Origin of the sequence: Seonamhaeicola sp. NFXS20, assembly GCF_049132085.1 — a bacterium.
Lineage (GTDB): Bacteria > Bacteroidota > Bacteroidia > Flavobacteriales > Flavobacteriaceae > Seonamhaeicola.
The window spans coordinates 117,708-141,447 of record NZ_JAFMPU010000010.1; the positions used below are offsets into that span (position 1 = coordinate 117,708).

Here is a 23,740-nt window from a genome sequence, read left to right on the forward strand (position 1 = left end):
TAACCAACCAAATCGATTAAGATCTTACCTTCTTCTTGTTTGAGTAGATCTAGTATTGTTACTAGAGGAACTTCTATTTTGTGTTGCTCTAGAGTTATTGCTTTTTGATGTTCTAGACACCGTTGTTCTGTTTGGTGTACTAGCTTTTCTTTGTACACTTGGTCTAGAATTTACCTTTTGATAAGACTTTGTAGATCTGCTTGCAATTTGCGAGGTATTTCTAGAACTTGTGCTATTATAATTACGAGAATTAGAGCTTATTGGTTTTTTTGATGCAACATAATTTCTTTCTCTTTTTGTTGTACTAGATCTGTTTACATTATTTGATGTTTTAGTATTGTTATTAACATTACTTTTACTTCTATTGTTTGTGCTTTTTCTAGTGAATTCTGAGTTATTTCTTGAATTTTTATTAACAATTTTGTTTGTGTTAGGTGCTTTTGAGTTTCTATTATTGCTAACTTTTGATAAATCTCTTCTAGAGGTTACGTTTCTATTTATTCTAGTTACATTTCTAGAACTTCTATTAACAGTTGCGTACTTTCTGTTTTTAGAAATTGTATTGCCTCGTCTACTATAAACTGAAGTTACAGGTCTGTGATTGTTGTAAAAAGGTCTAGAATAAACATATCTTACAGGTTTGTAATATCTTCTGTATGGTTGATTGTAAACTACACAGTGTTTGTAAGATGGAATGCTGTAGTATCTATGCCAAGGTCTGTAAACATAATGTCTGTTGTAAACATTTATAAAACCTGTGTAGTGAGAGAATCTATTATATCTGTTGTAGTGTACATATAAGCCACCAATTCTGTTTACATATCCAAAGTTGTTGTAATAAATGTTCACATTTCCAGCTTGAACAATACGTCCATAGTAGTCATAATATATTGGAGTATTTTCAATTTGAATAATAGCTCCATATTCATCATATTGAACATAGGCATTATAATCGTATCCTGAATTAAAACTGATATTTACATGAGGAGATCCGATAGAAACATTTAAACGAGAGTTTCCGCGTAAAATATTAAAATCGAATTGTCCATCTCTAAAAACAGAAAACTCAATACCATTTTCTACAAATATGAAAGAATTGCTATAACCTCCAATATAAGTAGATGTATTAGAATCATTATTTGTGTTGGTGGTTGCTGCATTAACAGTTAACCCGGTAAGGATGAATCCTGCTAAAATGAATAGTAATTTTTTCATAATTGTAAAGTTTAAATGTGAATACGCTTTGTTAATTACAAACAGCGTGCCAAAAAAACAAACAATTATGTATATATCTTAAAATCAGTTAGTTAGTGTTCTAATATTAAAGTGATTTTTGTTAGTTTTAAAAATTGTTTAATAAAAAACTGAATTTTTAAGAGTTAATTTGCGCTAATTTATTTTAAAAAAACTTAAAGTTTATCTTTTAAATACTTTCCAGTTGAGGATGTTTTTATTTTTATAATTTCTTCAGGTGTCCCAGAAGCTACTACTTTTCCGCCATTTTCACCACCTTCAGGACCTAAATCAATAATATAATCTGCACATTTAATAAGTTCAATGTTGTGTTCTACAACAATGATAGAATGGCCATTATCAATTAAAGCATTAAATGATTTTAATAGTTTTTTAATATCATGAAAATGCAATCCAGTTGTAGGCTCGTCAAAAATAAAAAGCGCTTTATCTGCTTTGTTTCCTTTTCCTAAAAACGAAGCTAATTTTATACGTTGTGCTTCACCGCCAGAAAGTGTTGAGGAACTTTGTCCTAAAGTAACATAACCTAGGCCTACATCTTGTAATGGTTGAAGTTTGTTTTTTATTTTAGTTAAATTATTGGCATCAAAAAAAGCAATGGCCTCATCAATTGTGAGATTTAAAATATCATCAATGTTTTTGTTGGCGTATGTAACTTCTAATATTTCTTTTTTAAAGCGTTTTCCTTTGCAAGTTTCACATTCTAAATGCACATCGGCCATAAATTGCATTTCAATAGTAACCTCACCTTCGCCTTTACAGGTTTCGCATCTTCCGCCATCAACATTAAATGAAAAATGTTTTGCTTGGTAGTTTCTTATTTTACTAAGTTTTTGATTAGCAAATAATGAGCGTATATCATCGTAAGCTTTAATATAAGTTACAGGATTAGAACGAGAGGATCTTCCAATAGGGTTTTGGTCTACAAATTCAATGGTTTTTATATTACTATAATTACCTTTTAAAGATGTGAATTGACCAGGTTTATCGCTAAAATCTGTAAGCTCTTTTTGAAGTGCTGGAAATAGAATTTTTTTAACCAATGTACTTTTTCCACTACCAGAAACTCCAGTAACCACGGTTAACATTCCTAGCGGAAATGAAACATCTATATTTTTTAAGTTATTTTCTCGTGCTCCAATAATATCAATATGGTATTTTGAAGTTCTTCTAGTTTTAGGAACTTCAATTTTTAAAGTTTCATTTAAATATTGTGCTGTTAAAGATTCTGAAGCTAAAATATCTTTATAACTTCCCTCTGCAACTACATTGCCTCCAAAGGTTCCTGCCTCAGGACCAATGTCAATAATATCATCGGCAGCCTTCATGATATCCTCATCGTGTTCAACAACAATTACGGTGTTTCCTAAATCTCGTAACGATTTTAATACGGAAATGAGTCTTTCTGTGTCTTTTGGATGCAGGCCAATACTGGGCTCATCTAAAATATACATAGAGCCTACTAAACTACTTCCTAATGAGGTTGCTAAATTAATTCTTTGGCTTTCTCCTCCAGATAAAGTGTTAGAACGTCGGTTTAAGGTTAAGTAATCTAAACCAACATTAGATAAAAATGTTAGTCTGCTATTTATTTCTTTAAGTAATCTTTTGGCAACTTTTGCATCGTAATCATTCAATTCTAATTGTTTGAAGAAAACAGCTAGTTTTTTTAAAGGCATTTCAACCAAATCTGTAATAGAAGCACCTGCAATTTTAACGTAGTTGGCTTCTGCTCTTAAGCGTTTACCATTACAGGTTTTACATTTGGTTTTTCCTCGGTAGCGAGATAACATCACACGGTTTTGAATTTTGTATGCTTTAGATTCTAATTCTGCGAAAAAAGAATTTAAACCTTCAAAATATTTGTTCCCTGTCCAAACAAGTTGTTTTTGTTCTTCACTTAATTCAAAATAAGGTTTGTGGATAGGGAAATTAAATTTATGTGAATTGTTAACCAGTTGGTCTTTGTACCAACTCATGCTTTCACCACGCCAAGGAAATATAGCATTTTCATATATTGAAAGTGCCGTGTTTGGTATTACTAAATCTTCATCAATACCTATAATGTCTCCGTAACCTTCGCATTTAGGGCAGGCACCGTAAGGGTTATTAAAACTAAAAAGATGCACGTTAGGCTCTAAAAACGATATGTCATCTAGCTCAAATTTATTGCTAAAAACATGAATATTTTTATCTTTTAGTGTTTCAATAGCGCATTCTCCCTTGCCTTCAAAAAACGCTGTTTGAATAGCATCTGCTAATCTGTTGTAAAAATCTTCTTCGTGTTTAACTATAACTCTATCTACTACTAATTGAAAATTATCACCATCTGAAATTTCGGCTTCATTAATTCTAACAACATCATTATTAACTTTAATTCTGGCATATCCTTGCTGATTTAAAGTATTAAGTTTGTCTTCAATACTTCTGCCTTCTTCTAAATGAATAGGAGCAAGAAGTAGTAATTTTTCTCCTTCATTAAAAGTTTTTAAGTAGTTAAGCACATCTGTTACAGTATCTTTTTTTACTTCTTTTCCCGAAATAGGAGAGAAGGTTTTTCCTATTCTTGCAAAAAGTAATTTTAGGTAGTCGTAAATTTCGGTAGTTGTACCAACCGTAGAGCGTGGATTGGTTGAATTTACTTTTTGTTCAATGGCAATTGCAGGAGCAATTCCTTTTATATAATCTACCTTAGGTTTGTTAAGTCTGCCTAAAAACTGGCGCGCATAACTTGATAGGCTCTCTACATATCGTCTTTGTCCTTCAGCATATAAGGTATCAAAAGCCAAACTTGATTTGCCAGAACCAGATAAGCCTGTTATAACCACTAATTGGTTTCTTGGTATAACAACGTCAATATTTTTAAGATTATGCAATTTAGCCCCTTTAATAATAATGTTTTCTTTGGGGTTTACGTCTAAAATATTAGTATTCATAGGCTTTTTAAAAGGGTAATCTTGCAAAGATACTATAAGTATTTGAACTTAAAAAGTGTAAGCTAACTGTTTAATTCTGTGAAAAATATCTCTTAATTTTTGCTTTTTAGGAATGATTGTTGTTATATTTGGTATATTAATCAATTTAAAAAACTTTTTGCCTATAGTATAATTTTACTTTTAAACATGTAACCCCAAGCAAAGAAGCTTAACTTCTTGCATTAAAAGTAATGATTATGCAATACGAACTTATTTCAGATGCTACCCTTGTAAGCAACTACATTAATGGTGAAGAGTATGCCTTAGAAATACTAATACAGAGGCACAAACAAAAAATTTATAGTTTTATTTATTCTAAAGTCTACGATAGAGATATTGCCGAAGACATTTTTCAAGATACATTTATAAAAGTAATAAGAACTTTAAAAGCAGGTTCTTATAATGAAGAAGGCAAGTTTTTACCTTGGGTAATGCGCATTGCTCATAATTTAGTTATTGATTTCTTTAGGAAAAATAACAGAATGCCTAAATTTGATAATACAGGAGAGTTTAGTATTTTTTCAGTGTTAAGTGATTCTTCTTTAAATGCAGAAAAAACAATTATAAAAGAGCAAGTTGAAAGTGATGTGCGCCGTTTAGTAGATGAATTACCAGATGATCAAAAGGAAGTATTGCTTATGCGTATGTATAATGACATGAGTTTTAAAGAAATATCAGAAAGAACAGGTGTAAGTATTAATACAGCCTTAGGAAGAATGCGCTATGCGCTTATTAATTTGCGAAAGATTATAGAAAAGCATAATATTGTTTTAACAAATTAGAGCAATAAAGTAAAATTTGCTGCGTTATTGATTTGAGATAATCTTTAAATTAATAAAATGGCAAAACTTTACACTGAACAAAATTTTACTCAAAACGAATTTGAACCGAAAGAAGAAACGGTTAAATTTCTTCTCAATTACTCTAAGGCTTTAAGTGTTATAAATTGTAATAAATTGAAGTTTGAAACGCTTCTTAATTAAAGTTTTTTAAAGCTCTGGTGTAAATCAGGGCTTTTTCGTTTTATAATACTCTTTTAATACCGATTTTCTACCAATAGTTTTAGTAATAATATCTTTTTCTAAATCCCAACCTCGTGCAGGAGAGTATTCTCTGCCATACCAAATTATTTGCAAGTGTAAATCATTCCATAATTCTTTAGGGAATAAACGTTTAGCATCTTTTTCGGTTTGCGTTACATTTTTGCCATTGCTTAAATTCCAACGATACATTAATCTGTGAATGTGCGTGTCTACTGGGAATGCAGGAACACCAAAAGCTTGAGACATGACAACACTGGCGGTTTTATGCCCTACGGCAGGTAAGGCTTCTAAAGCTTCAAAACTTTGTGGTACTTTACCATCATGTTTTTCAATAAGAATTTTTGATAAGCCATAAATGCCTTTACTTTTCATTGGAGATAAGCCTACGGGTTTTATAATGTCTCTAATTTCTTCAACAGAGAGTTTTACCATATCATAAGGGTTATCGGCTTTTTCAAAAAGCAAAGGTGTTATTTGATTTACCCTAACATCGGTGCTTTGAGCAGACATTAACACAGCTATTAAAAGTGTGTAAGGGTCTTTATGATCTAAAGGGATAGGGATTTCTGGATAAAGTTTGTATAAGGTATTAATAATAAAGTTTACACTTTCTTGTTTGGTCATAGGGTTGTATTTTTACAGAAAACAAAGTTATAAAATATGACCACATTAAAAGCAGGAGATAAGGCTCCAAATTTTGAAGCTTTAGACGAACAAGGAAATACTATTAAATTATCTGATTACAAAGGGAAAAAGCTAGTTGTATTTTTTTATCCTAAAGCGAGTACTCCTGGATGTACCGCCGAGGCTTGTAACTTAAATGATAATTTTGAACGCTTTCAATCTCAAGGATATGAAATTTTAGGTGTAAGTGCCGATAGTGCTAAAAGACAATTGAATTTTAAAAATAAATATGGATTTAAGTATCCGCTTTTAGCCGATGAAGATAAAAAAGTTATTGAGGCTTTTGGTGTTTGGGGACCAAAAAAATTCATGGGAAAAGAATATGATGGTATTCACAGAACCACATTTGTAATTAATGAAAATGGAGTTATTGAAGAGGTGATTACTAAAGTAAAAACCAAACAACACACATCTCAAATATTAGGGGAATAAACAAAGCCCTTTTTTAAGGGCTTTGTTTATTTTTTTGAAACTCTACGTTTTATAGTAAGCGGTTTTAAAGGTTTTCTGGTATAGCCAAACAGCCTGTAATCTTTAATTAAATCTGCAGTTCCTTCAGGTAACATAGCTTCCCACCCAGATTCTCCACTTTCAATCATTTCAAGTGCTTTTCTTGAAAAGATGTGCATAATATCAGGGTCAAAATCTTTAATATCAATCACTTTTCCATTGTATTTAAAGAACTTATAAAGCTCTTTCATGCGGGGGTATACTTTAAGATTTTCGCTATTTATTAGTTCGCCTGTTTTGGGGTCTAGCATTGGGTATAAGTAAACTTTTAAATCTTTAAAGAATAGTTTTCCAAAGGCTTCTAAAATTCCTCCACTTATATGGCGGTAATATTTTTCGTCAAAAATATCTACTAAATTACTAACCCCCATAGCTAATCCCATTCTAGCTTTGGTGTAATTAGAGAAGTATTCAACAACTTTATAATATTCTTGGAAATTAGAAATCATTACAGAATGCCCTAATGCGCATAATAAATCTGCTCTATCAATAAAATCTTGTTCATCAATTTCTCCTTCAGCACGTAGATTAGATAGTGTTATCTCAAATACTGTCATGGTGTTTTTGGGGTCTACTTTCTTTTCTTTAATAAACATTTCATATGATTTCTCATACATTTCCATGTTTACTCTAGTAACAGGTCTAAAACTACCACGAAGCGCTAAAATGTTCTTTTTATAAAATACTCTTGCAGGAAGCACATTGGTTCCGTCAGGACCAAAAACCACAGCATCTGTCATGCCGTTTTTCACTAATTGCAAGCTTATTAAACGGTTATCAACATTGCTAAAAACAGGACCAGAAAAGTTTATAGTATCTATTTCAATTTGATCTTTGTCTAAATGATCATACAAAGATTTTAGCAGTTTTTTTGGTTCGTTATATTTGTAAAAAGCACCGTAAATTAAATTTGTACCTAAGGTACCTAAAGTTTCTTGTTGCAATCTAGCATCAGTTTCTTTAAATCTAAGGTGAAGAATAATCTCATTATAATCTTGTCCTGCTTCAACTTGGTATTTTATACCTACCCAACCATGGCCTTTAAATTGTTTTGCAAAATCTATGGTAGCTACGGTGTTGGCATATGTGAAAAATATTTTATCAGGATGCTCCTCACGGGTAATTCTTTTTTCCATCAAATCCATCTCATGAGCCAACATTTTTCGTAATCTAGATAATGTTACGTATCTACCATCTTCTTCAGCACCGTATATGGCGTCACTAAAAGCTTTGTCATAGGCAGACATGGCTTTAGCTATAGTGCCTGAAGCGCCACCAGCTCTAAAAAATTGCCTACAGGTTTCTTGTCCTGCTCCAATTTCTGCAAATGTTCCGTAAATATTCTGATTTAAATTTATGCGAAGTGCTTTTGATTTTATTGATGGTACATCATCAAATTCTCTGTCTCCTTTAATGGTTATTTCCATGTCGTTTCTGGGTTGAAAATATAGAAACAAAGGTATCAAATAATAGAGGTATATAAAAAAATAACTTTAATTTTGTTAAGTATGTAAGCTACTTTTCAATACCAAATATTTAGAATAGGTTATTTTATGATTTCAATAAAACTTAAGATTTGAAATTATGAATATGAAATTTTATTTTAGTTGAATTCTATTGATATTAGTAGATTTATTTGTTAAATAGAAAATTATTTTTTTTTGAAAATAACATTTTTAGGCACTGGTACATCACAAGGTATTCCAATAATAGGGAGCAAACACCCTGTTTGTTTAAGTAATAACTCCAAAGATAAAAGGTTGCGTGTTTCTGTTTTAGTTGAGTGGGACAATTATACTTATGTTGTTGATTGCGGACCGGATTTTAGGTATCAAATGCTTAGAGCAGGGTGCAATAAAATTAATGGCATTTTATTTACACATGAACATGCAGATCATGTTATGGGGTTAGATGATATTCGTCCGTTTTATTTTAGACAAGGAGATATTCCTTTATATGCACATAAGCGTGTTTTAAAATCTTTAAAGCAACGGTTTGATTATGTTTTTAAAACTAAAAACAAATATCCCGGAGCGCCATCGGTTACACTAAATAGAATAAAAAACAAACCTTTTAAATTAGGAAATTTAGAGGTGGTTCCTGTAAAAGGAAAGCATGCCAATTTACAGGTTTTTGGTTTTAAATTTGGTGATTTTGCATATTTAACCGACATGAAAACGGTTAAAAACAAGGAGATTGAAAAGATTAAAAATGTAAAAGTTTTAGTGGTTAATGCTTTAAGAAAAGAACCGCATCATTCTCATTTTAATTTAGAAGAAGCTTTAGCGTTTATAAAAAAAGTGAACCCAGAAAAAGCCTACTTAACTCATATTAGTCATTTGTTAGGTTTTCATGATGAAGTAGAAAAAACATTGCCAGAAAATGTATTTTTGGCTTACGATGAATTAGAAATAACAATATAAACATATTATGAAGCAAAGAATTTTTATCTACTTATTTATCTTTTCAATATTACTAGTATTATTTCAGTATGTAAATTCTAAGCGTGTTTTTGAAGATTTAAATAAAAAATTAATTAAAAAAGAAGCTAAACTTAAAACCTACAAAGATTCTTTAGATGTTTTAGAAGATGCATTCTTAGAAGTTTCTCATTTTAATTTAGATAGAAATGAAGACGCTATTAGTTATTTTGAAAGAGATGGTTATAAAATTGACGAATTAATTCCTTTTATAAAAGACGAGTTATATAAGTTAAACGAAGTTAAAGGAGAACATCCTTTAATACCTTATGGGTCTAGTGAAGGACGAAAAATGATGATTAATACCGTTAAAATGTTAAACCATAAGTGGATTATAGCCGATTTTTCGGATGGTGAATTTTGGGGTGAAATCTTTTTAACTTATGAAATAACAAAAGATAAAGAACTTAAGTTTAATATGGTAGAATCGTTTTTGTATCCACCATATTAGTTGCGTTTGTAGGCAATGCCTTTTTGTTTTTTTGTTTCGCCTACATAAGAGTATTCAAAGGTATAAGAGCTATCAGTTGTAGTAAGTATTTTTAAATGCACATCTTTTTTTTCTGCCATATTTTTAGGGTTAATGGTTTTAAAAATAACTTCGCAGTCATTTATCCATCGTAATTGAGAAGAGTCAACTTTATTATTATAGGTTTCTATTTGCAGATTATTAGTTCTCTCAAATTCAGATACTAAAACCTCACCATCTAGGGTAATTTCACTATAAAACTTTCCTGTTTTAAACTTTGTACAATCTCTTTGCGTGGTGTAGCAACTTGTTAAACAAAAAAGCAATAATAAATAAAGAAAACGCATATAAAGTAGTTTTTAGCAAAACTACTAAAGAATAGTTTAATTCTGAAAGTTTTTAAATGTTCCGTCAGAATAAAAAATAACAATACGCTCTATTGTTTTATTGTTATTGCTATTTGTAGAATCTAGTTTTGTTTCAATATTTTTTTGGTTAGTAACTTCTTTTTTTGGCTCATCTTTAAAATCTAAAGTTTTTTGTATGGAAGGAAATTGTCCTTTCCCATTTAAAAGCCAATACAGTTCAACTTCAGGAAAGGAGGAAAGTATTTTTAAAACAAATTCTAAACTAGGTTTGTTTCTTCCTGATAATATATGAGAAATACTAGAGCGCTGCACACCTATTTTTTCAGCAAAAGAAGAAGCAGATTCTCCGTAGTAATCCATTACTTTTTTTAGTCTTTTAGTAAATGCTTCGGTGTTTACCATTGTAAACTGTATTATGATGTTTTAATTGTTTACAAATGTAAAAAATATATTAGTTAATACAAAAAATTAAGTATTAAAACTTAAATTAACATAAATAAAAACTTAAAATAATATGTATTAAATCACTGAAATACAGATTTATACCAATTTATAATGATTTTAGAGGTAATTATTTAATATTAGCTACATTAAATAGTATACATTTGTAACTAAAAACAGATGATTTCACTGTTTACATTTGTAAAATTGTAAATGTTTACATTTGTATCCAAAAATAATTTCATGCAAACAGAACAAATAAAATCCCTCTTTATAAACAATAAAGAAAATACGCTTTTTGGTAGGTATATAACCAATAACCATATAGAACCTTTACTTAAAAATCTTAAAAATTATTGTAAGGTTGAGACTATTGGATATTCAGTTTTAAACAAACCTATTTATGGAATTGAAATAGGTGCTGGACCTAAAAAAGTTTTAATGTGGTCTCAAATGCATGGTAATGAATCTACCACAACTAAGGCTTTATTTGATCTCTTAAATTCTTTAAAAGAAGCCGAAATTGGTTTAACTCATATTTTAAAACACTGTACTTTATATATTATTCCTATTTTAAATCCAGATGGAGCAGAGGTTTACACCAGAGTAAATGCTAATAAGGTAGATTTAAACAGAGATGCGCAAAGTTTAACACAGCCAGAGAGTTTGGTATTGCGTAAAGTATTTGAAGCTTTTAAACCTCATTATTGTTTTAATTTACATGGTCAGCGTACTATTTTTAGCGCTGGAAAAAATAACAAATCTGCTACGGTATCTTTTTTATCTCCAGCACAAGATAAAGAATGTACTGTTACTCAAAATAGAAGAGTGGCCATGGAAATAATTGGCATAATGAATGATGCATTGCAAGAGGTTATTCCCAACCAAATTGGTGTTTATGATGATGCATTTAATATAAATTGCGTTGGTGATACATTTCAAAGTGAAAACGTACCTACTATTTTATTTGAAGCAGGTCATTTTGCTAACGATTATAACAGAGAGTATACAAGAGAACTTATTTACATGTCTTATATTAAATCTCTATGTTATATTGCAGAATTTAATGTTGATGGAAGTAAAATAGACTCTTATTTTAGTATTCCTGAAAATGAAAAGTGCTTTTATGATGTTATTATAAGAAATGCAGCAGGATATTCAAATGAAGGGTTGGTTGATATAGCCATTCAATTTCAAGAAACACTGGTTGATAATACTTTAGAATTTATGCCTGTAGTTCAATGCATAGAAAAGTTAAACAATTTTTATGGTCACAGAGAAATAGATGCTAAAGGAGAAGCGGTGTTAGATGATAGAAAGAAAAAGCTTTCAATAGCTAGCGAAAACGTTTTCGTAATGATAAAAAATGAAAATATCGTATTATTACCAAAATAAAACGTATAGATTATGCGTAATTATTAATAAAAATGTATTAATTTTGGGTTTTATCTAAGAAAAGCTAATTATGGGAAAAATAAAATTAGACGAAATTGACCACCAAATTCTTGACATGTTAATAGATAACACAAGAATACCTTTTACAGACATTGCAAAAAAATTATTAATATCTGCAGGTACAGTGCATGTACGTGTGAAAAAAATGGAAGAATCTGGTATTATTAAAGGCTCTTCTTTAATGTTAGATTATAAAAAACTAGGGTATTCTTTCATAGCTTATGTAGGTGTTTATTTAAACAATACATCTCAAACAAAGTTTGTCTTAGAGCGTATTAACGAAATACCTTATGTTACTGTAGCGCATATAACAACTGGTAAATTTAATATATTTTGTAAAGTAAGAGGTAGAAGTACAGAGCATGCTAAAGAAGTTATTTTTATGTTAGATGATATTGAAGGTGTTTACAGAACAGAAACCATGATTTCATTAGAAGAAAGCATTAACGATAAAAAACGCTTAATGCATTCAATATTCAACGATTTATAAAATAGTTCTATATTTTAAAATATTAAAAAAGTCCTACAAGTAAGGGCTTTTTTTGTGTTTAAATGTTTTTAATGGAATTAACTGCATTTCAAAGATTATTTTTGAATAGTATCAAATAATATTAGTTTTTTTGTATTCATAAAAAAAGAAATAATTAAATAAGTTTTATGGTATTTAATTCATTAGAATATTTCATTTTTCTCCCTATAGTTTTTGTTATTTATTGGTTCGTTTTTAAAAAACATTTAAAAGCCCAAAATATACTAGTTTTAGTAGCTAGTTATGTTTTTTATGGTATGTGGGATTGGAGATTTTTGTCTTTAATATTACTAAGTACTATAGTAGACTATTTTGTGGGGATTAAAATACATCAAAACAATAATAAGCCTAGTTATAGGAAGCGTTGGTTGTGGGTAAGTGTTATATTTAATGTAGGTCTTTTAGGCTTTTTTAAATACTTTAATTTCTTTGTAGACTCTTGGGTAGATATGGTGTCGCTTTTTGGGTATGATATAAAAAGCACATGGACATTACGAATTATTTTACCTGTAGGAATTTCTTTTTATACATTTCAAACTATGTCATATTCGTTTGATATTTATTATAAAAGATTAGAACCAACCAAAGACTTTTTGTCTTTTGCTACATTTGTTAGTTTCTTTCCACAATTGGTTGCAGGCCCTATAGAAAGAGCCTCTAATTTATTATCACAAATACTTAATAAACGTACTTTTGATTATAACCAAGTGGTTGATGGTTTAAAGTTGATACTATGGGGTTTATTTAAAAAGATAGTTATAGCCGATTCATTAGCTCCTATAGTAGATGATGTTTTTTTAAATTACAATTCTTATCCTGCGTCTACCTTAATATTAGGAGTTACTTTATTTAGTTTTCAAGTTTATGGAGACTTTAGTGGTTATTCAGATATAGCTATTGGTACCTCTAAACTTTTTGGTATTGAACTTATGTCTAACTTTAAATTTCCCAATTTTTCAAGAAATGTAGCAGAGTACTGGCAGCGTTGGCATATTTCGTTATCAACTTGGTTTAGGCATTATATTTATATTCCGTTAGGTGGCTCTCGTGTTAGTAAATTAAAATCTGTAAGAAATATTGCTATCATATTTTTAGTAAGTGGCTTTTGGCATGGGGCCAATTGGACGTTTATTTTCTGGGGAGCTTTTCATGCTTTGGTTTTTATACCAGTTTTTTTAATGGGAAGAAATACCATATATAAAAATAGCGTGGTTGGAGAAAATTCATTTTTTCCTTCTTTGGTAGAAATTGGGCAGTTAATACTAACTTTTGGTATTGTAACGTTTTCTAGAATATTTTTTAGATCAGAGTCTATAACTAGTGCCTTTGGTTTTATTAAAAGAATTCTTTCTGATTTTTCATACAGTGAGTATGTACATCCACAAGGGTATCGTATGATTGATTATTATATTCTTATTGCTGCTTTTGTATTGTATGAATATCGTATTAGAAAAGATGAGCGTTCTCCTTTTAAATTTAAATCTAGATATGTAAGATTTGCAGTTTACACCATTGTAGTATTACTAATGATACTGTTTTATGATGATGGAGTGGATCGTTCCTTTATATATTTCCAATTCTAAAAAGGAAAATACAACTAATTTTGTTGTTCTTTTTTTATGTAATCAGCAATAGCATTTGCTATTAATTCTCTACCATGATTGTTCCAATGCATATCGTAAATTAGCGTGGTAGGAGTAGAGCTGTTCTCAAAATAAGCTGCAAAATCGATGTATTTTATATTTTGATTCTTGCAGAAGTTTAAAAAAGCATCACTTGTAGCTCTTGAATCTAACAATAAAACGGTTTTGTCTTTATCAAAACCAAACTCAGTAATCAATTTTTTGAAGTTATTTAGATACACATTATCCAAATCTTTAGATTTTTTTTGAGTATCTTCTAAATTTGTACTAGGGGTAGTTTTTTCTTGTTTAATAAAAGCAACAGCGTTTCTTTTTAAATCTCTTAAGGGTTCAAAAAGTCCTATGTTTTCAGCATAGTTTATGAGCTTTATTTTTTTAGCTATTCTTCGTGTTAAAAAATATTGAGAATCTACCCAATATTGATCTGGTTCATAAAAGTCTCTTTTTAAATCGTTTTCAAATTTTAAGTAAATAATTGTTTTATCTATTAGTTGGAACTTTTCTTTATAGGCAGAAATGAGGTGTAATTGGTCTGCAAAATCATAACCAGAATGCCCATACTCAAAAACATTTACACTATCATTTAGTTTGTGCTCTAATTTTTTACCAATTGAATTGTTATAGTTCTGGTGTAAGCCTTCAATAAAAGAATCTCCTATTATAGCTATATCAGTCTCGTTTTCAGATGGTGTAAATTCTCTGTACGAATTAAAACCTGTTTTATTGATGTGGTACTGCGCAAAATTCATACGTCTGTTACCAGTGGTATAATATCCATCTTGGTTAGGAGCATATGTTTTTACGTTTTTATCATTTATAATAAACGTTGGGTATTCACTGTAAAGATGAAACACCCTTACAATTAGTTCTAGGGCTATAAATAATAAAATAGAATAAAGAATTATTTTTCCGAATAGAATTTTCATTGCTTATCGCTTTATGATTATAAATGTTTTAACAAAATTATAAAAACCATTTAGTTTAATTGTAAATTAGTCTTTAACTTACTTAAAATTGGGGTAGGTAAGAGTGCTGATATTGAATTGAATAAAGATTTCCAGTCAATTAAGCACAAGCATATTAGTCTATATTGCCTAAAAGATATACCCATTAAAGCACCTATTGATAGGTGAAATAAGATTGCAGAAATAAGGTATAAATTTCGGTATTTTGAATTAATAAACACTATAAACCCTAGTAATTCAAATAAAACAGAACCTATGGATAACAATATAACTAGTGTTTTGTTGTTGGCAATATAAGTTGAAATAGCATTTCTTTTTTTAGAAAGCTGGAAGTTTCCATAGGCATGAGCTTTGAACCCTATACTATCTTTCCACTTATTTTCTTCAGAAATTTTATTATCTCCAATTATTAATTGCATTTGCCCTTCTTTGTATTTAAGCGTTTGCTCTTTTAAATAGAAGCTTAGTGTTGAGCCATCTAACCAATTAAGTCCATTACCGTATCTTAACTTTGAAACACCTGCTGCAAAGTAGGTGAGTACAACAACAGCTAAAATTAAATTTACACTCCATTTAGGAGTATCTGTAATTACTGTTTTTTTGTTTTTAAATAGTGAATGAATAAAATTGTCTACAGATAATTTCAAAGTTCCTGGTATAAATGTTAATATTAATATTACTTGACTGGGTAGCGATAAATGGTGATCAAAAACCCCTATGCCTTCAACAATACCAAGAATATAAAAGCTTAAAAGAGATAATAGAAATAGACTTAACCTACCTATAATGCCAACAGTGGCTAATAAGCCCACAATTATTACAACTAATTTTAATTGGTATAAAAAATGTACGTCTAAGTTAAACATTGAATTAGGTAGTAAACTTGTAAACCATGTTTTGCTTAAAGGGTATTGTGAGTTGTTTTTAATTTCTTCTATGAAATATATATAACCTACTAGTTTTTTAGTAAATAGAATAGCTAATAGAAACCTTAAAATACTTAGAGGGTTTTTAATAAGAACTTTAATTAGTTTAATAACTTTATTTATTACTTTCATCATGTAAAGAATAGTATTGACTCTCATTAGTATTAAAAAAACCTAGCATTTTATATTCTGATAGAGGGTTTCTATTAGGGTCTACTTTTATAACCATTAAGTTTATTTTTTCAAACTTAAGGTTGTATTCTTTTTCTAAAAAAGAAGCAAATGTTTTAAAAAAAGCATTCATTCTAGTTTTAAAATAAGAATGGTTTTCATGTAATTTATTTGTGAAAGGAGAGATAGCATCGGTAGAACCGTAAACCTTACTAAAAAAATGCCTAATTAAATAGCCTTCTGGTTTACCATAATATTCTGTTAAGTTAATTTTTTTATTGTTGACTACTCCTTCAAATTTGAAAAGATATAAATCTGTTTCTTCATTAATATAATGACCAAACATGGGGGCACAAGTAAAGGGGAAACTTTCTATACCAACCGCCATAACAAAAATATTTGGTAGTAATACTAATGTTATAATAATGTATTTGTATGTTTTATTGAAATGTTCTTTCATTTAATAAGTAAAAGATAATTGAGGGTATTTAGTTTTTAATTTCTCAGGAATATCTACGTAAATGGTTTTTCTTCTAAAAAAACGCCATTTTGTAATTTGTAATTTATAAGGGTGTGCACCGGCTCTATTAGCTCCTTTTAATGATTGTAAATTGTCTAAAGATATACAACCTATTACCCATCTGTATCCCAAATCTTTAGCCTTTTTCATAAGCATGAAATTAGCAGCTACATACACATATTGACTTCTATATTCTTTTACGGTATGTACTAGTTCTAACATAAACTCATCTTCTTTTAGTTTAGGATAGTTGTAACCAAAAAAAGATTGAACTTTTTTGTGATTTAAGGGTTCAAAAAACCAGCATCTAAAACAAGGAATATTATCATTAGTAACAGCAACTAAACATGTTGGTATTTTTGTTTGAATTAATTTATTGCCTAAAGCATCATTTTTAAAATATTCATAATCAGAATTTTTATACTCTCTTAATTTTATATCTATTTGGGCTTTTGGAGCTTTACTATAATCAACTGTAGTAACATCTTTTTTTACTAAAAAAAAATAGATGTTTGAATAGGTTCTTCTTTTAATAGTTCTAATAATATATTTAAATTGAGTGTTTTTAATCATACTCACAAACACCTTTATCTTATTTATACATTTGTTAAAATTTGAAATTTTATTGTACACAACGAACTCTTTAATATGGAAATTTTAACCTTGGGTATTTTGCTTTTATTTTTTCAGGAATATCAACATAAATAGTTTTTCTAGTAAAAAATCGCCATTTGGTTACTTGCAATTTATAGGGGTGGCAACCACTTCTGTTAAGACCTTTAAGAGGTGCCTTATTATTAATATCAACACAGCCAACAGCCCATCTATAACCTAAATCTTTTGCCATTTTTAAAAACAAATAATTTGCAGCAACATATATATAGCGGCCACGAAACTCTTTACGAGTATGAACCATTTCTACCATGAACTCATCTTTTTTAAGTTTAGGGAAATTATACCCAAAAAAAGCTTGAGTTTTATCATTTTGAGATGGTTCAAAAAACCAAGCTCTATAGCAAGGAATGTCATCTTTTGTAACAGCAACATAACATGTGGGAATATTAGCTTCTAGCAACTTATTTCCTAACTCATCATCTTCAAAATATTTTAAGTCTGAATCTCTAAAAGGACGAAGACTTATATCTATTCTCGCTTTAGGAACATTATCTAAATCTGTTGTACTTAAATCTTGTTTGAGTAAAAAGAAATAGATATTTGAGTATGCTCGCCTTTTAATTATTTTTAATATATCTGTTAATTTACCATTGCTCAGTAACTTAAAAAACATTTTTATTTTGTTCATAATTATTAATTTTAATTATATTGGTTGGAGCTAATATTCACTATTCTTATACTAAAAAAAAAAAAAATGGCTGATTTGTTAAATTTTTCCGACATGATTAAGGATAGTTAATTTTTGTATGTTTCGCTCGCCTAGAAGCATATATTCTTTATCTTTTATTATTTCATAAACTTTTAATTTTTTTTGGTGCTCTTTATTATTAAAAAGATAATCATTAATAGGTCTTTTTAAATATTGAAGTTCACTGTCTGATAAAGGTGAATTATTAAGAGGGGTAAAATTTGTGATACTTTCAAAAGAATAAGAAGATTGAGGTTTAGAATTATTTTTTTTCAATAATTTTTTCACTTTTTTAAGTATATCATCAACATTTTTATCTTTTAAAAAGTTTTTTAATTCTAATTTTTTTACTTCTATTTTAGCTGAAATTTTATTTCCAATTTTACTTTCATTATATATAATATGATGATTATAACTATAAATATTATTACTCCATCTGCGTTTGTATTCTAAATAACCATATGCCATATCCATTACAGTATAGTTGTTGTTGATGCACCATTCTAGAAGTTTATACAGTGAAATATTACCGAGAGCAAATTTGAAATAATCTAAATCAAAAGATGGTACTGAAACAAAAAGTATTTTATTGTAGTGATGATTTATACAAATATGCACAGGTTGTTGTTTGTTATAAATAACAAATAATGATGCTTTTTTTGTATTAATTAAGTCATAAGTTGTTTTTAAATAGTTATCCCAATTTAATAATACCTTATTTGTGTCATTTCTTTGGTTAAACCGTTTGGAGAGCATAGTATGTAATTTTTCCATTAAAAAATTATAATCTTCTTTAGATATTTCTCCAAAAAACATTTTATAGTTAACCTCAAAACAATTTTCAAATCTGTTTACAAACCTTAAAATATTAGATCTGAAGCTTTTTTTATAAGTAGATTTTAAAAAAGAATCAATATCATTAGTGTTTTCATTAATTAATATTGAATAACCTGTTATTTTTTTTTGGGGTATAATTATTGTTTTTAAGCCATTTTCAACATGAAACTTAGGTGTTAAGTACGAAGGAAATAAAGCAACATTACAAGGTATATCAAAATTATTTCTTTTCCTTTCTTTTAATGTGTATAATTTAAAACAATCATGTTTTAAGTATAGTTCATTATAATATGGAAGCACAAGGTGTTTTTGAGTAATAGTGTTATAAAAGTCTTGTTGTTTCATAGAAACTTAATTATAGGTGGTTTTCTTTTTTAGGAAACTAAGCTGTATTTTTCTTTTTTAAATTTTAGAAAAATATGTTCAATATTTAAAGTATGTTAATAACATAAATTTTATGTTTTATAAGAAACATTAATTCCTTTAGTTGGGGTTTTTATTATATAGTTGGGGGTATTTACAATATTATAAATTTTAATATTGTTTAAATGTTCTTTTTCTGAATAAATAAAATCACAGATGATTTTGGATAAATATTTTTCTTTGTGGGTGTCAAAAAAATTAATTTCCTGAATTTCATTTTCTTGAATTTTGAAATTATTTTCAATGGTTTCAATCTTGTAAGGAGGTTTAGTTTTATATGATTGGTTGTGTTTTTTGTTTCCTTTTTTAAGATTTTTAACTGATTTAAGGAAGTTTATGAGTTTTACTTTAAATATTGGTATTAGAGCCTTAGTTTGAGCAACAATGTTTTTTTTAACATATACTATGTGTGTTTCTAAGCTATATTGGTGGTTACACCAACGCACTTTATATTCTAAATCACCGTTGCCCATATCTAAATATTCATATTTGTTTTCTATACACCATTCAAGTTGCTTATAGACAGCTGTGTTTCCTAATCCAAATTGTGCATAATCTATGTTATATGCGGGTATGTATGCAAAAAAGGTTTTATCGTAATGAAAATTAATTGATATTTGAATAGGGATATTTTCATTATAAATTACAAAAAAAGACGCTTTATTTTGGTTTATTAAAGGGTAAAGTATTTCTAAGTATTTATTCCAGTTTTTTAATATAAAGTTAGAATCATTTCTTTGCTCAAATCTTTTAATTAACATGGCATGAGCTACATCCATTAGCCTATCATACTCATCTTTATTAATATTTCCGAAGAAAACTTTATAGGTTATATTAAAACAAGCTTCTAAGCGTTTCTTTTTTTTAAGTATTGGAGACCTTGAGTTTTTTGACAAATTTTGAACTAAATATTCTTGTGTGGTTTTAATTTCTGGTGATAAAATAATTCCAAAACACTCTTGGTTTTTTTGTTCAATACATTTGGCTTTAAATTTATCAGAATTAAATTTGGGTGTTAAAAAGCCTGGAAATGCAATATAAGTTTCAACTGGGTATACTGTTTTTTCAGATGTGTTAGCACTTGATTTGTAAAATGGTTTATTATTAAACTTAAAGCTTAATTTTTTATAAGCTTTAGGAATTTGGTGTTTTTCAACTAGCTCATTAAAAAAGTGTAATGTTTTTTTATGACTCATAATGTGTTAATACAATTTTAATGGTTTCTTTTGGCATGCTAATAAAATAAGTGCTAGGAGTATCTTTTTGAATATAGACCTTAGTATCATTAATATGTGTTTGCTTCAAGTACAGTTGGTTGTAGATGTACTCTCTAATATTTTGATTTTCTGAATTATTAATATTAATTAAAGTAAAATTATTTGGTTCTATGGGGGCTTTTAAAGTTATAATTTCTGGTTTAAAATATTTTACACTTTTATTGTTAGAGAGTTGTTCTTTATTTCTTAATTTATTTATGACACTTTTAGCCCATTTATCAATTTTTAATTTCTTGATTTTGTTCTTTAATTTAATTTTTAGTGTTTCAAAAGCAGCAATAGTTAAGGCTATAAGAGATACTTTTTTATAGTATATATGATATTCAAAATCATAGAAAGTATTGCACCACCGTTTTTTATATTCTACAACACCATTTCCTAAGTCTAAAAATTTATATTCATTTTCAATGCACCATTTGACTAACAGATAATTATCTAAATGCCCAAGGCCAAACTTACTATAGTCTAAGTCATAACCGTTTATATCGCTAAAGAGAATAGTGTTTTCATAATGTCTGTTTACAGAAATACTAATAGGTTTGTCTCTATCATAAACTACAAACAATGACGCTTTTTTATTATTTATTAATTCAAATAAGTCTTTTGTATTAATATCCCACTTGCTTAAAAAATTATTGAGCATATTTTTTTGATCAAAACGTTTTTCAAGCATAAGTTTTAGATTACTCAATAAAAATGAAAGTTTCTCTTCGGTAATAGCGCCAAAATAATAACTATACGATATTTCAAAACACTTTTCAAGTCGGTTTATAGTTCTATTTAAATTTTTTCTTATTTGTGATTTTAATTCTTGCTTTAAGAAATCATCAATAGAGTTACTTTTTGTAATATCAACTCCAGCTCCAGAAAAGTTTTTATGATTAATTTTTTTTAATACATATTTGCTTTCATTAACTAAATTAGCCTTTAAAAATGTTGGGAACAGAGTAACACTTAATACGGGTTTTAAGCTGTTTTCTTGAGACATGTTTTTAAAAGTGTGATTCTTATAACTTACACTTTTATATATAGGGGGAATTTTACCAATTCTAGTAAATTCCCAAATAAATTGTTCTCTTTGTAAATACGGCATTTTACTTCATTTAAGTGGTTACAATTTTTGCTACACTTTTTTTTCCTTTAAGTACATAGACGTCAGCTTCTTCTTTTATTTTATAAACAAGAACATCGTTAATGTATTCTTGTTTAGAGTATAAAAAATCATTAAGTGGTTTTTTTAAATACTGATACTTTTCAGAATCTAAATCAATTTTCAATAGATTGTTTTCATTATAAGTTTTATCACAAGAAGTTATATTAAAAGTTATTATAGGTTGTACAGGTGTTTTTTTTAGTTTACTTAAAACTTTCCTGATTTTGATATTAACTTTTTTGTCTATTAAAAAGTTAATTAACCTATACTTATAACTAAGAAAGAAAGCGTGTAGATTAGCCTTAATATTATTTTGTTTACTTATAATATGATGCTCAAAATTATAAGTGGTGTCACACCAATTAACTTTGTTTTCAAAGCCACCATACCCCATATCGAATAGTTTAAATTTATGATTAATGCACCATTCTAAATTTTTATATATGACCACATTGCCAAGCGTGAATTTTGAATAATCTAGATTGAAAGTTGGTATGGCAAAATAAAATATTTTATCAAAAATAAAACTTAAAGAAAAAGCAATTGGTTTATTGTTATTGTAGATAACAAACAAACATGCTTTTTTTTGTAGAATTAAATTATAGGCATTTTTTTTATAAAAGTCCCAGTTTTCTAGTGTTAGGTTTCGTGCATTTACGTTATTAAAACGTTTAGATAACATTTTGTGAAACAATTGCATTAAATTATTATAATTTTCTTGCTCCATTGCTCCATAATACATTTTGTAATCAATATTTAAGCAAAGTTCTGTTCTTTTTAAAGACCGTTTAATATTATTTCTAAAACTACTTTTAAAAGCTGTTTTTACATAGTCATCAATTGTTTTGTAGTTAGATAAGTTGGCAGCGTAACCATGTTTTAAGAATATGTTTTTTATTTTTAGATTGTCCTTAGGAGCACATGTAATATAATCTGGTACGTAAGTATAAGAATATGTAGGTTTTACATTGATAGAAGTAGCCTGAGATGTGTAGATTTTTTGATCTTTAAATACAATAGATTTATATGCAACAGGAATGTTGTTTTTTTCAAAAAAACTAGAATAAAAGTCTTGTTTTTTAATCATATTATTTTGCAGGTTTGTTTATTTAATAAACTATTGTTTGTTTTTTAGGGCTTTCTATTAAAAAATAATTTTGGTCTAATTCTTCAATCTTATAAACATTGAGGTTGTTAATATGTTCACTGTTTAAGAATAAAAAGTCAAAAACAAATTTTCTTAAAAAAGAATATTCTAAATCTAAGAAATCAATTTTAACCAACATATCATTTGTAAATTCAATATTTTTAGAGTCTATTTCTTGGATAGTTGGTTTTTGTATGTCTTTATTTTTGCATTTTAGTATAAAGTTGAGATTGTGTAATTTTTTATTAAAATCTTTATCTCTTAAAAACTGTTTAGTTTTAAAATATCTAGATAGAGTAGAGGCTAATAAAATTGAAGAGATAGATTTGCTGTCATATAGAATATGATATTCAAAATTATATTTTAAATCACTCCAGCTTTCTTTATAATCAAAATACCCTTTTGAGAAGTCAAAATAATTATAATCACTATTAAAACTCCATTCAAGCATTTTCATTACTGAAATTTTGCCTATATGAAATTTAGTGTAATCAATATCAAATACTGTTATGGCATCGAAAATAATTGATTCTGAGAAATATAAAAGTCTAACACAAATAGGGGTATTACCATTATAAACAACGTGTAAGCCTGCTTTTTTTTCTAAAATTAAAGGATAAGCTACCTCTTTGTAGAAGTTCCATTCCCCTGGGTTTAAGTTGTTATTGGTAGTTTTTTTATCATTAAAACGTTTTGTTAATAGGCTGTGAAAATGATTAAATACTCTATTGTATTCAGCTTTATCTGTAGGACCTATTAGCATTTTATAAGAGATATCAAAACAAAGTTCTAGTCTTCTTAAATAGCGTCTAAGTTTTTGGTTGCTGCTTTTACTAAAAGTTGTTTTTAAAAATTCATCAAGGTTAGTGTAGTTATCTAAATTTATAGAATACCCCGGGTATTGTTTTATTCTTTTTAGTTTTAAGGAAGTTGTGTTGTTTTTTAGAAATGGCAAATTAAAATACTCAGGCACATCATAGATTAAAAAAGTCTTTCTTTTATAATCTATATTATTTTCTAAGGTATAAGACATCCCTTTAGTTAAATTTCTGCCTACATTAATATAAAGCGGTAACTTAAAAGGTTTAAAAAAAGAGAGTTTTTTTA

Annotated in this window: 23 protein-coding genes; 7 read left to right on the forward strand and 16 right to left on the reverse strand. The window is 28.2% G+C overall.

The genetic code is table 11. The annotated features are described in order from the left end of the window. Positions 1–24 precede the first annotated feature (24 nt). Together J1D01_RS13755 and uvrA are read right to left on the reverse strand one after the other, a co-directional pair. Positions 25–1,215 carry a hypothetical protein gene (locus J1D01_RS13755; protein ID WP_421151216.1) on the reverse strand — a complete coding sequence of 397 codons (1,191 nt, stop codon included), beginning with the start codon at positions 1,213–1,215 and terminating at the stop codon, positions 25–27. A 194-nt stretch (positions 1,216–1,409) separates the two neighbouring features. Continuing rightward, positions 1,410–4,190 carry an excinuclease ABC subunit UvrA gene (gene uvrA, locus J1D01_RS13760; protein ID WP_421151217.1) on the reverse strand — a complete coding sequence of 927 codons (2,781 nt, stop codon included), beginning with the start codon at positions 4,188–4,190 and terminating at the stop codon, positions 1,410–1,412. Between the two features lie 236 nt (positions 4,191–4,426). Between uvrA and J1D01_RS13765 the strand changes: the two genes are divergently transcribed. Further along, the gene (locus tag J1D01_RS13765; RefSeq protein WP_076702557.1) at positions 4,427–5,011 is read left to right on the forward strand and encodes an RNA polymerase sigma factor; all 585 of its coding nucleotides are present in this window, start codon (positions 4,427–4,429) and stop codon (positions 5,009–5,011) included. 225 nt (positions 5,012–5,236) lie between these two features. On the opposite strand, the gene J1D01_RS13770 is transcribed toward J1D01_RS13765, so the two are convergent. Beyond that, positions 5,237–5,896 carry an endonuclease III domain-containing protein gene (locus J1D01_RS13770; RefSeq protein ID WP_372937322.1) on the reverse strand — a complete coding sequence of 220 codons (660 nt, stop codon included), beginning with the start codon at positions 5,894–5,896 and terminating at the stop codon, positions 5,237–5,239. A 36-nt stretch (positions 5,897–5,932) separates the two neighbouring features. Here J1D01_RS13770 and bcp point away from each other — a divergent pair, with 36 nt between their 5' ends. Continuing rightward, positions 5,933–6,388: a thioredoxin-dependent thiol peroxidase gene (gene bcp, locus J1D01_RS13775; protein ID WP_076701452.1), complete on the forward strand. Its 456-nt coding sequence runs from the start codon at positions 5,933–5,935 to the stop codon at positions 6,386–6,388. 26 nt (positions 6,389–6,414) lie between these two features. Here bcp and J1D01_RS13780 read toward each other — a convergent pair whose 3' ends face one another. Continuing rightward, complete coding sequence (locus tag J1D01_RS13780) at positions 6,415–7,893, reverse strand: nicotinate-nucleotide adenylyltransferase (protein WP_076701449.1); 1,479 nt, start codon at positions 7,891–7,893, stop codon at positions 6,415–6,417. Between the two features lie 234 nt (positions 7,894–8,127). Between J1D01_RS13780 and J1D01_RS13785 the strand changes: the two genes are divergently transcribed. Further along, positions 8,128–8,889 (forward strand): MBL fold metallo-hydrolase, encoded by a 762-nt coding sequence (locus tag J1D01_RS13785; protein WP_076701447.1) that lies wholly within the window; start codon positions 8,128–8,130, stop codon positions 8,887–8,889. A 7-nt stretch (positions 8,890–8,896) separates the two neighbouring features. Next, positions 8,897–9,397: a hydrolase gene (locus tag J1D01_RS13790; RefSeq protein ID WP_421151218.1), complete on the forward strand. Its 501-nt coding sequence runs from the start codon at positions 8,897–8,899 to the stop codon at positions 9,395–9,397. On the opposite strand, the gene J1D01_RS13795 is transcribed toward J1D01_RS13790, so the two are convergent. Both J1D01_RS13795 and J1D01_RS13800 read right to left on the reverse strand, forming a co-directional pair. Next, positions 9,394–9,762: a DNA topoisomerase IV gene (locus J1D01_RS13795; RefSeq protein WP_076701442.1), complete on the reverse strand. Its 369-nt coding sequence runs from the start codon at positions 9,760–9,762 to the stop codon at positions 9,394–9,396. The two genes, J1D01_RS13790 and J1D01_RS13795, sit on opposite strands and share 4 nt — an antisense overlap. A 36-nt stretch (positions 9,763–9,798) precedes the next feature. Further along, the gene (locus J1D01_RS13800; protein WP_421151219.1) at positions 9,799–10,185 is read right to left on the reverse strand and encodes a helix-turn-helix domain-containing protein; all 387 of its coding nucleotides are present in this window, start codon (positions 10,183–10,185) and stop codon (positions 9,799–9,801) included. 282 nt (positions 10,186–10,467) lie between these two features. Between J1D01_RS13800 and J1D01_RS13805 the strand changes: the two genes are divergently transcribed. The 3 genes from J1D01_RS13805 (at position 10,468) to J1D01_RS13815 (ending at position 13,791) form a co-directional block, all read left to right on the forward strand. Further along, positions 10,468–11,619: a M14 family metallopeptidase gene (locus J1D01_RS13805; RefSeq protein ID WP_421151220.1), complete on the forward strand. Its 1,152-nt coding sequence runs from the start codon at positions 10,468–10,470 to the stop codon at positions 11,617–11,619. A 70-nt stretch (positions 11,620–11,689) separates the two neighbouring features. Beyond that, positions 11,690–12,169, forward strand: a complete 480-nt coding sequence (locus J1D01_RS13810) for an Lrp/AsnC family transcriptional regulator (protein ID WP_076701434.1) — start codon at positions 11,690–11,692, stop codon at positions 12,167–12,169. 167 nt (positions 12,170–12,336) lie between these two features. Then, positions 12,337–13,791, forward strand: a complete 1,455-nt coding sequence (locus J1D01_RS13815; protein WP_421151221.1) for an MBOAT family O-acyltransferase — start codon at positions 12,337–12,339, stop codon at positions 13,789–13,791. Between the two features lie 14 nt (positions 13,792–13,805). Here the strand turns inward: J1D01_RS13815 and J1D01_RS13820 are convergent, their stop codons facing one another. From J1D01_RS13820 to J1D01_RS13865, 10 genes are all read right to left on the reverse strand, one after another. Then, positions 13,806–14,777 (reverse strand): hypothetical protein, encoded by a 972-nt coding sequence (locus J1D01_RS13820; RefSeq protein WP_421151222.1) that lies wholly within the window; start codon positions 14,775–14,777, stop codon positions 13,806–13,808. 50 nt (positions 14,778–14,827) lie between these two features. Further along, on the reverse strand, positions 14,828–15,877 hold the full coding sequence (locus tag J1D01_RS13825; RefSeq protein ID WP_421151223.1) for an HTTM domain-containing protein: 1,050 nt from the start codon (positions 15,875–15,877) through the stop codon (positions 14,828–14,830). Next, on the reverse strand, positions 15,858–16,373 hold the full coding sequence (locus J1D01_RS13830; protein ID WP_421151224.1) for a hypothetical protein: 516 nt from the start codon (positions 16,371–16,373) through the stop codon (positions 15,858–15,860). Before J1D01_RS13830 ends, J1D01_RS13825 begins: the two co-directional genes overlap by 20 nt. Continuing rightward, positions 16,374–17,006, reverse strand: a complete 633-nt coding sequence (locus J1D01_RS13835; protein WP_421151225.1) for a hypothetical protein — start codon at positions 17,004–17,006, stop codon at positions 16,374–16,376. 70 nt (positions 17,007–17,076) lie between these two features. Then, entirely contained in the window at positions 17,077–17,736 is a 660-nt protein-coding gene (locus J1D01_RS13840) for a hypothetical protein (protein ID WP_421151226.1), read from the reverse strand. 78 nt (positions 17,737–17,814) lie between these two features. Further along, a complete protein-coding gene (locus J1D01_RS13845; RefSeq protein ID WP_421151227.1) occupies positions 17,815–18,978 on the reverse strand; it encodes a GNAT family N-acetyltransferase in 1,164 nt (387 codons plus the stop codon). 110 nt (positions 18,979–19,088) lie between these two features. Then, positions 19,089–20,252 (reverse strand): GNAT family N-acetyltransferase, encoded by a 1,164-nt coding sequence (locus J1D01_RS13850; RefSeq protein ID WP_421151228.1) that lies wholly within the window; start codon positions 20,250–20,252, stop codon positions 19,089–19,091. Continuing rightward, positions 20,242–21,426, reverse strand: a complete 1,185-nt coding sequence (locus tag J1D01_RS13855; protein WP_421151229.1) for a GNAT family N-acetyltransferase — start codon at positions 21,424–21,426, stop codon at positions 20,242–20,244. The genes J1D01_RS13850 and J1D01_RS13855 overlap by 11 nt, the downstream gene beginning before the upstream one ends. A gap of 10 nt (positions 21,427–21,436) precedes the next feature. Next, on the reverse strand, positions 21,437–22,573 hold the full coding sequence (locus tag J1D01_RS13860) for a GNAT family N-acetyltransferase (protein ID WP_421151230.1): 1,137 nt from the start codon (positions 22,571–22,573) through the stop codon (positions 21,437–21,439). Between the two features lie 22 nt (positions 22,574–22,595). Then, positions 22,596–23,666, reverse strand: a complete 1,071-nt coding sequence (locus J1D01_RS13865) for a GNAT family N-acetyltransferase (RefSeq protein ID WP_421151231.1) — start codon at positions 23,664–23,666, stop codon at positions 22,596–22,598. Positions 23,667–23,740 lie beyond the last annotated feature (74 nt).

Bases quoted from the DNA above. Each gene is read 5' to 3' on its own strand.
- J1D01_RS13755 (WP_421151216.1), bottom strand. From the start codon at position 1,215: ATGAAAAAATTACTATTCATTTTAGCAGGATTCATCCTTACCGGGTTA.
- uvrA (WP_421151217.1), bottom strand. From the start codon at position 4,190: ATGAATACTAATATTTTAGACGTAAACCCCAAAGAAAACATTATTATT.
- J1D01_RS13765 (WP_076702557.1), top strand. From the start codon at position 4,427: ATGCAATACGAACTTATTTCAGATGCTACCCTTGTAAGCAACTACATT.
- J1D01_RS13770 (WP_372937322.1), bottom strand. From the start codon at position 5,896: ATGACCAAACAAGAAAGTGTAAACTTTATTATTAATACCTTATACAAA.
- bcp (WP_076701452.1), top strand. From the start codon at position 5,933: ATGACCACATTAAAAGCAGGAGATAAGGCTCCAAATTTTGAAGCTTTA.
- J1D01_RS13780 (WP_076701449.1), bottom strand. From the start codon at position 7,893: ATGGAAATAACCATTAAAGGAGACAGAGAATTTGATGATGTACCATCA.
- J1D01_RS13790 (WP_421151218.1), top strand. From the start codon at position 8,897: ATGAAGCAAAGAATTTTTATCTACTTATTTATCTTTTCAATATTACTA.
- J1D01_RS13795 (WP_076701442.1), bottom strand. From the start codon at position 9,762: ATGCGTTTTCTTTATTTATTATTGCTTTTTTGTTTAACAAGTTGCTAC.
- J1D01_RS13800 (WP_421151219.1), bottom strand. From the start codon at position 10,185: ATGGTAAACACCGAAGCATTTACTAAAAGACTAAAAAAAGTAATGGAT.
- J1D01_RS13805 (WP_421151220.1), top strand. From the start codon at position 10,468: ATGCAAACAGAACAAATAAAATCCCTCTTTATAAACAATAAAGAAAAT.
- J1D01_RS13810 (WP_076701434.1), top strand. From the start codon at position 11,690: ATGGGAAAAATAAAATTAGACGAAATTGACCACCAAATTCTTGACATG.
- J1D01_RS13815 (WP_421151221.1), top strand. From the start codon at position 12,337: ATGGTATTTAATTCATTAGAATATTTCATTTTTCTCCCTATAGTTTTT.
- J1D01_RS13820 (WP_421151222.1), bottom strand. From the start codon at position 14,777: ATGAAAATTCTATTCGGAAAAATAATTCTTTATTCTATTTTATTATTT.
- J1D01_RS13825 (WP_421151223.1), bottom strand. From the start codon at position 15,877: ATGATGAAAGTAATAAATAAAGTTATTAAACTAATTAAAGTTCTTATT.
- J1D01_RS13830 (WP_421151224.1), bottom strand. From the start codon at position 16,373: ATGAAAGAACATTTCAATAAAACATACAAATACATTATTATAACATTA.
- J1D01_RS13835 (WP_421151225.1), bottom strand. From the start codon at position 17,006: ATGATTAAAAACACTCAATTTAAATATATTATTAGAACTATTAAAAGA.
- J1D01_RS13840 (WP_421151226.1), bottom strand. From the start codon at position 17,736: ATGAACAAAATAAAAATGTTTTTTAAGTTACTGAGCAATGGTAAATTA.
- J1D01_RS13845 (WP_421151227.1), bottom strand. From the start codon at position 18,978: ATGAAACAACAAGACTTTTATAACACTATTACTCAAAAACACCTTGTG.
- J1D01_RS13850 (WP_421151228.1), bottom strand. From the start codon at position 20,252: ATGAGTCATAAAAAAACATTACACTTTTTTAATGAGCTAGTTGAAAAA.
- J1D01_RS13855 (WP_421151229.1), bottom strand. From the start codon at position 21,426: ATGCCGTATTTACAAAGAGAACAATTTATTTGGGAATTTACTAGAATT.
- J1D01_RS13860 (WP_421151230.1), bottom strand. From the start codon at position 22,573: ATGATTAAAAAACAAGACTTTTATTCTAGTTTTTTTGAAAAAAACAAC.
- J1D01_RS13865 (WP_421151231.1), bottom strand. From the start codon at position 23,666: ATGTCTTATACCTTAGAAAATAATATAGATTATAAAAGAAAGACTTTT.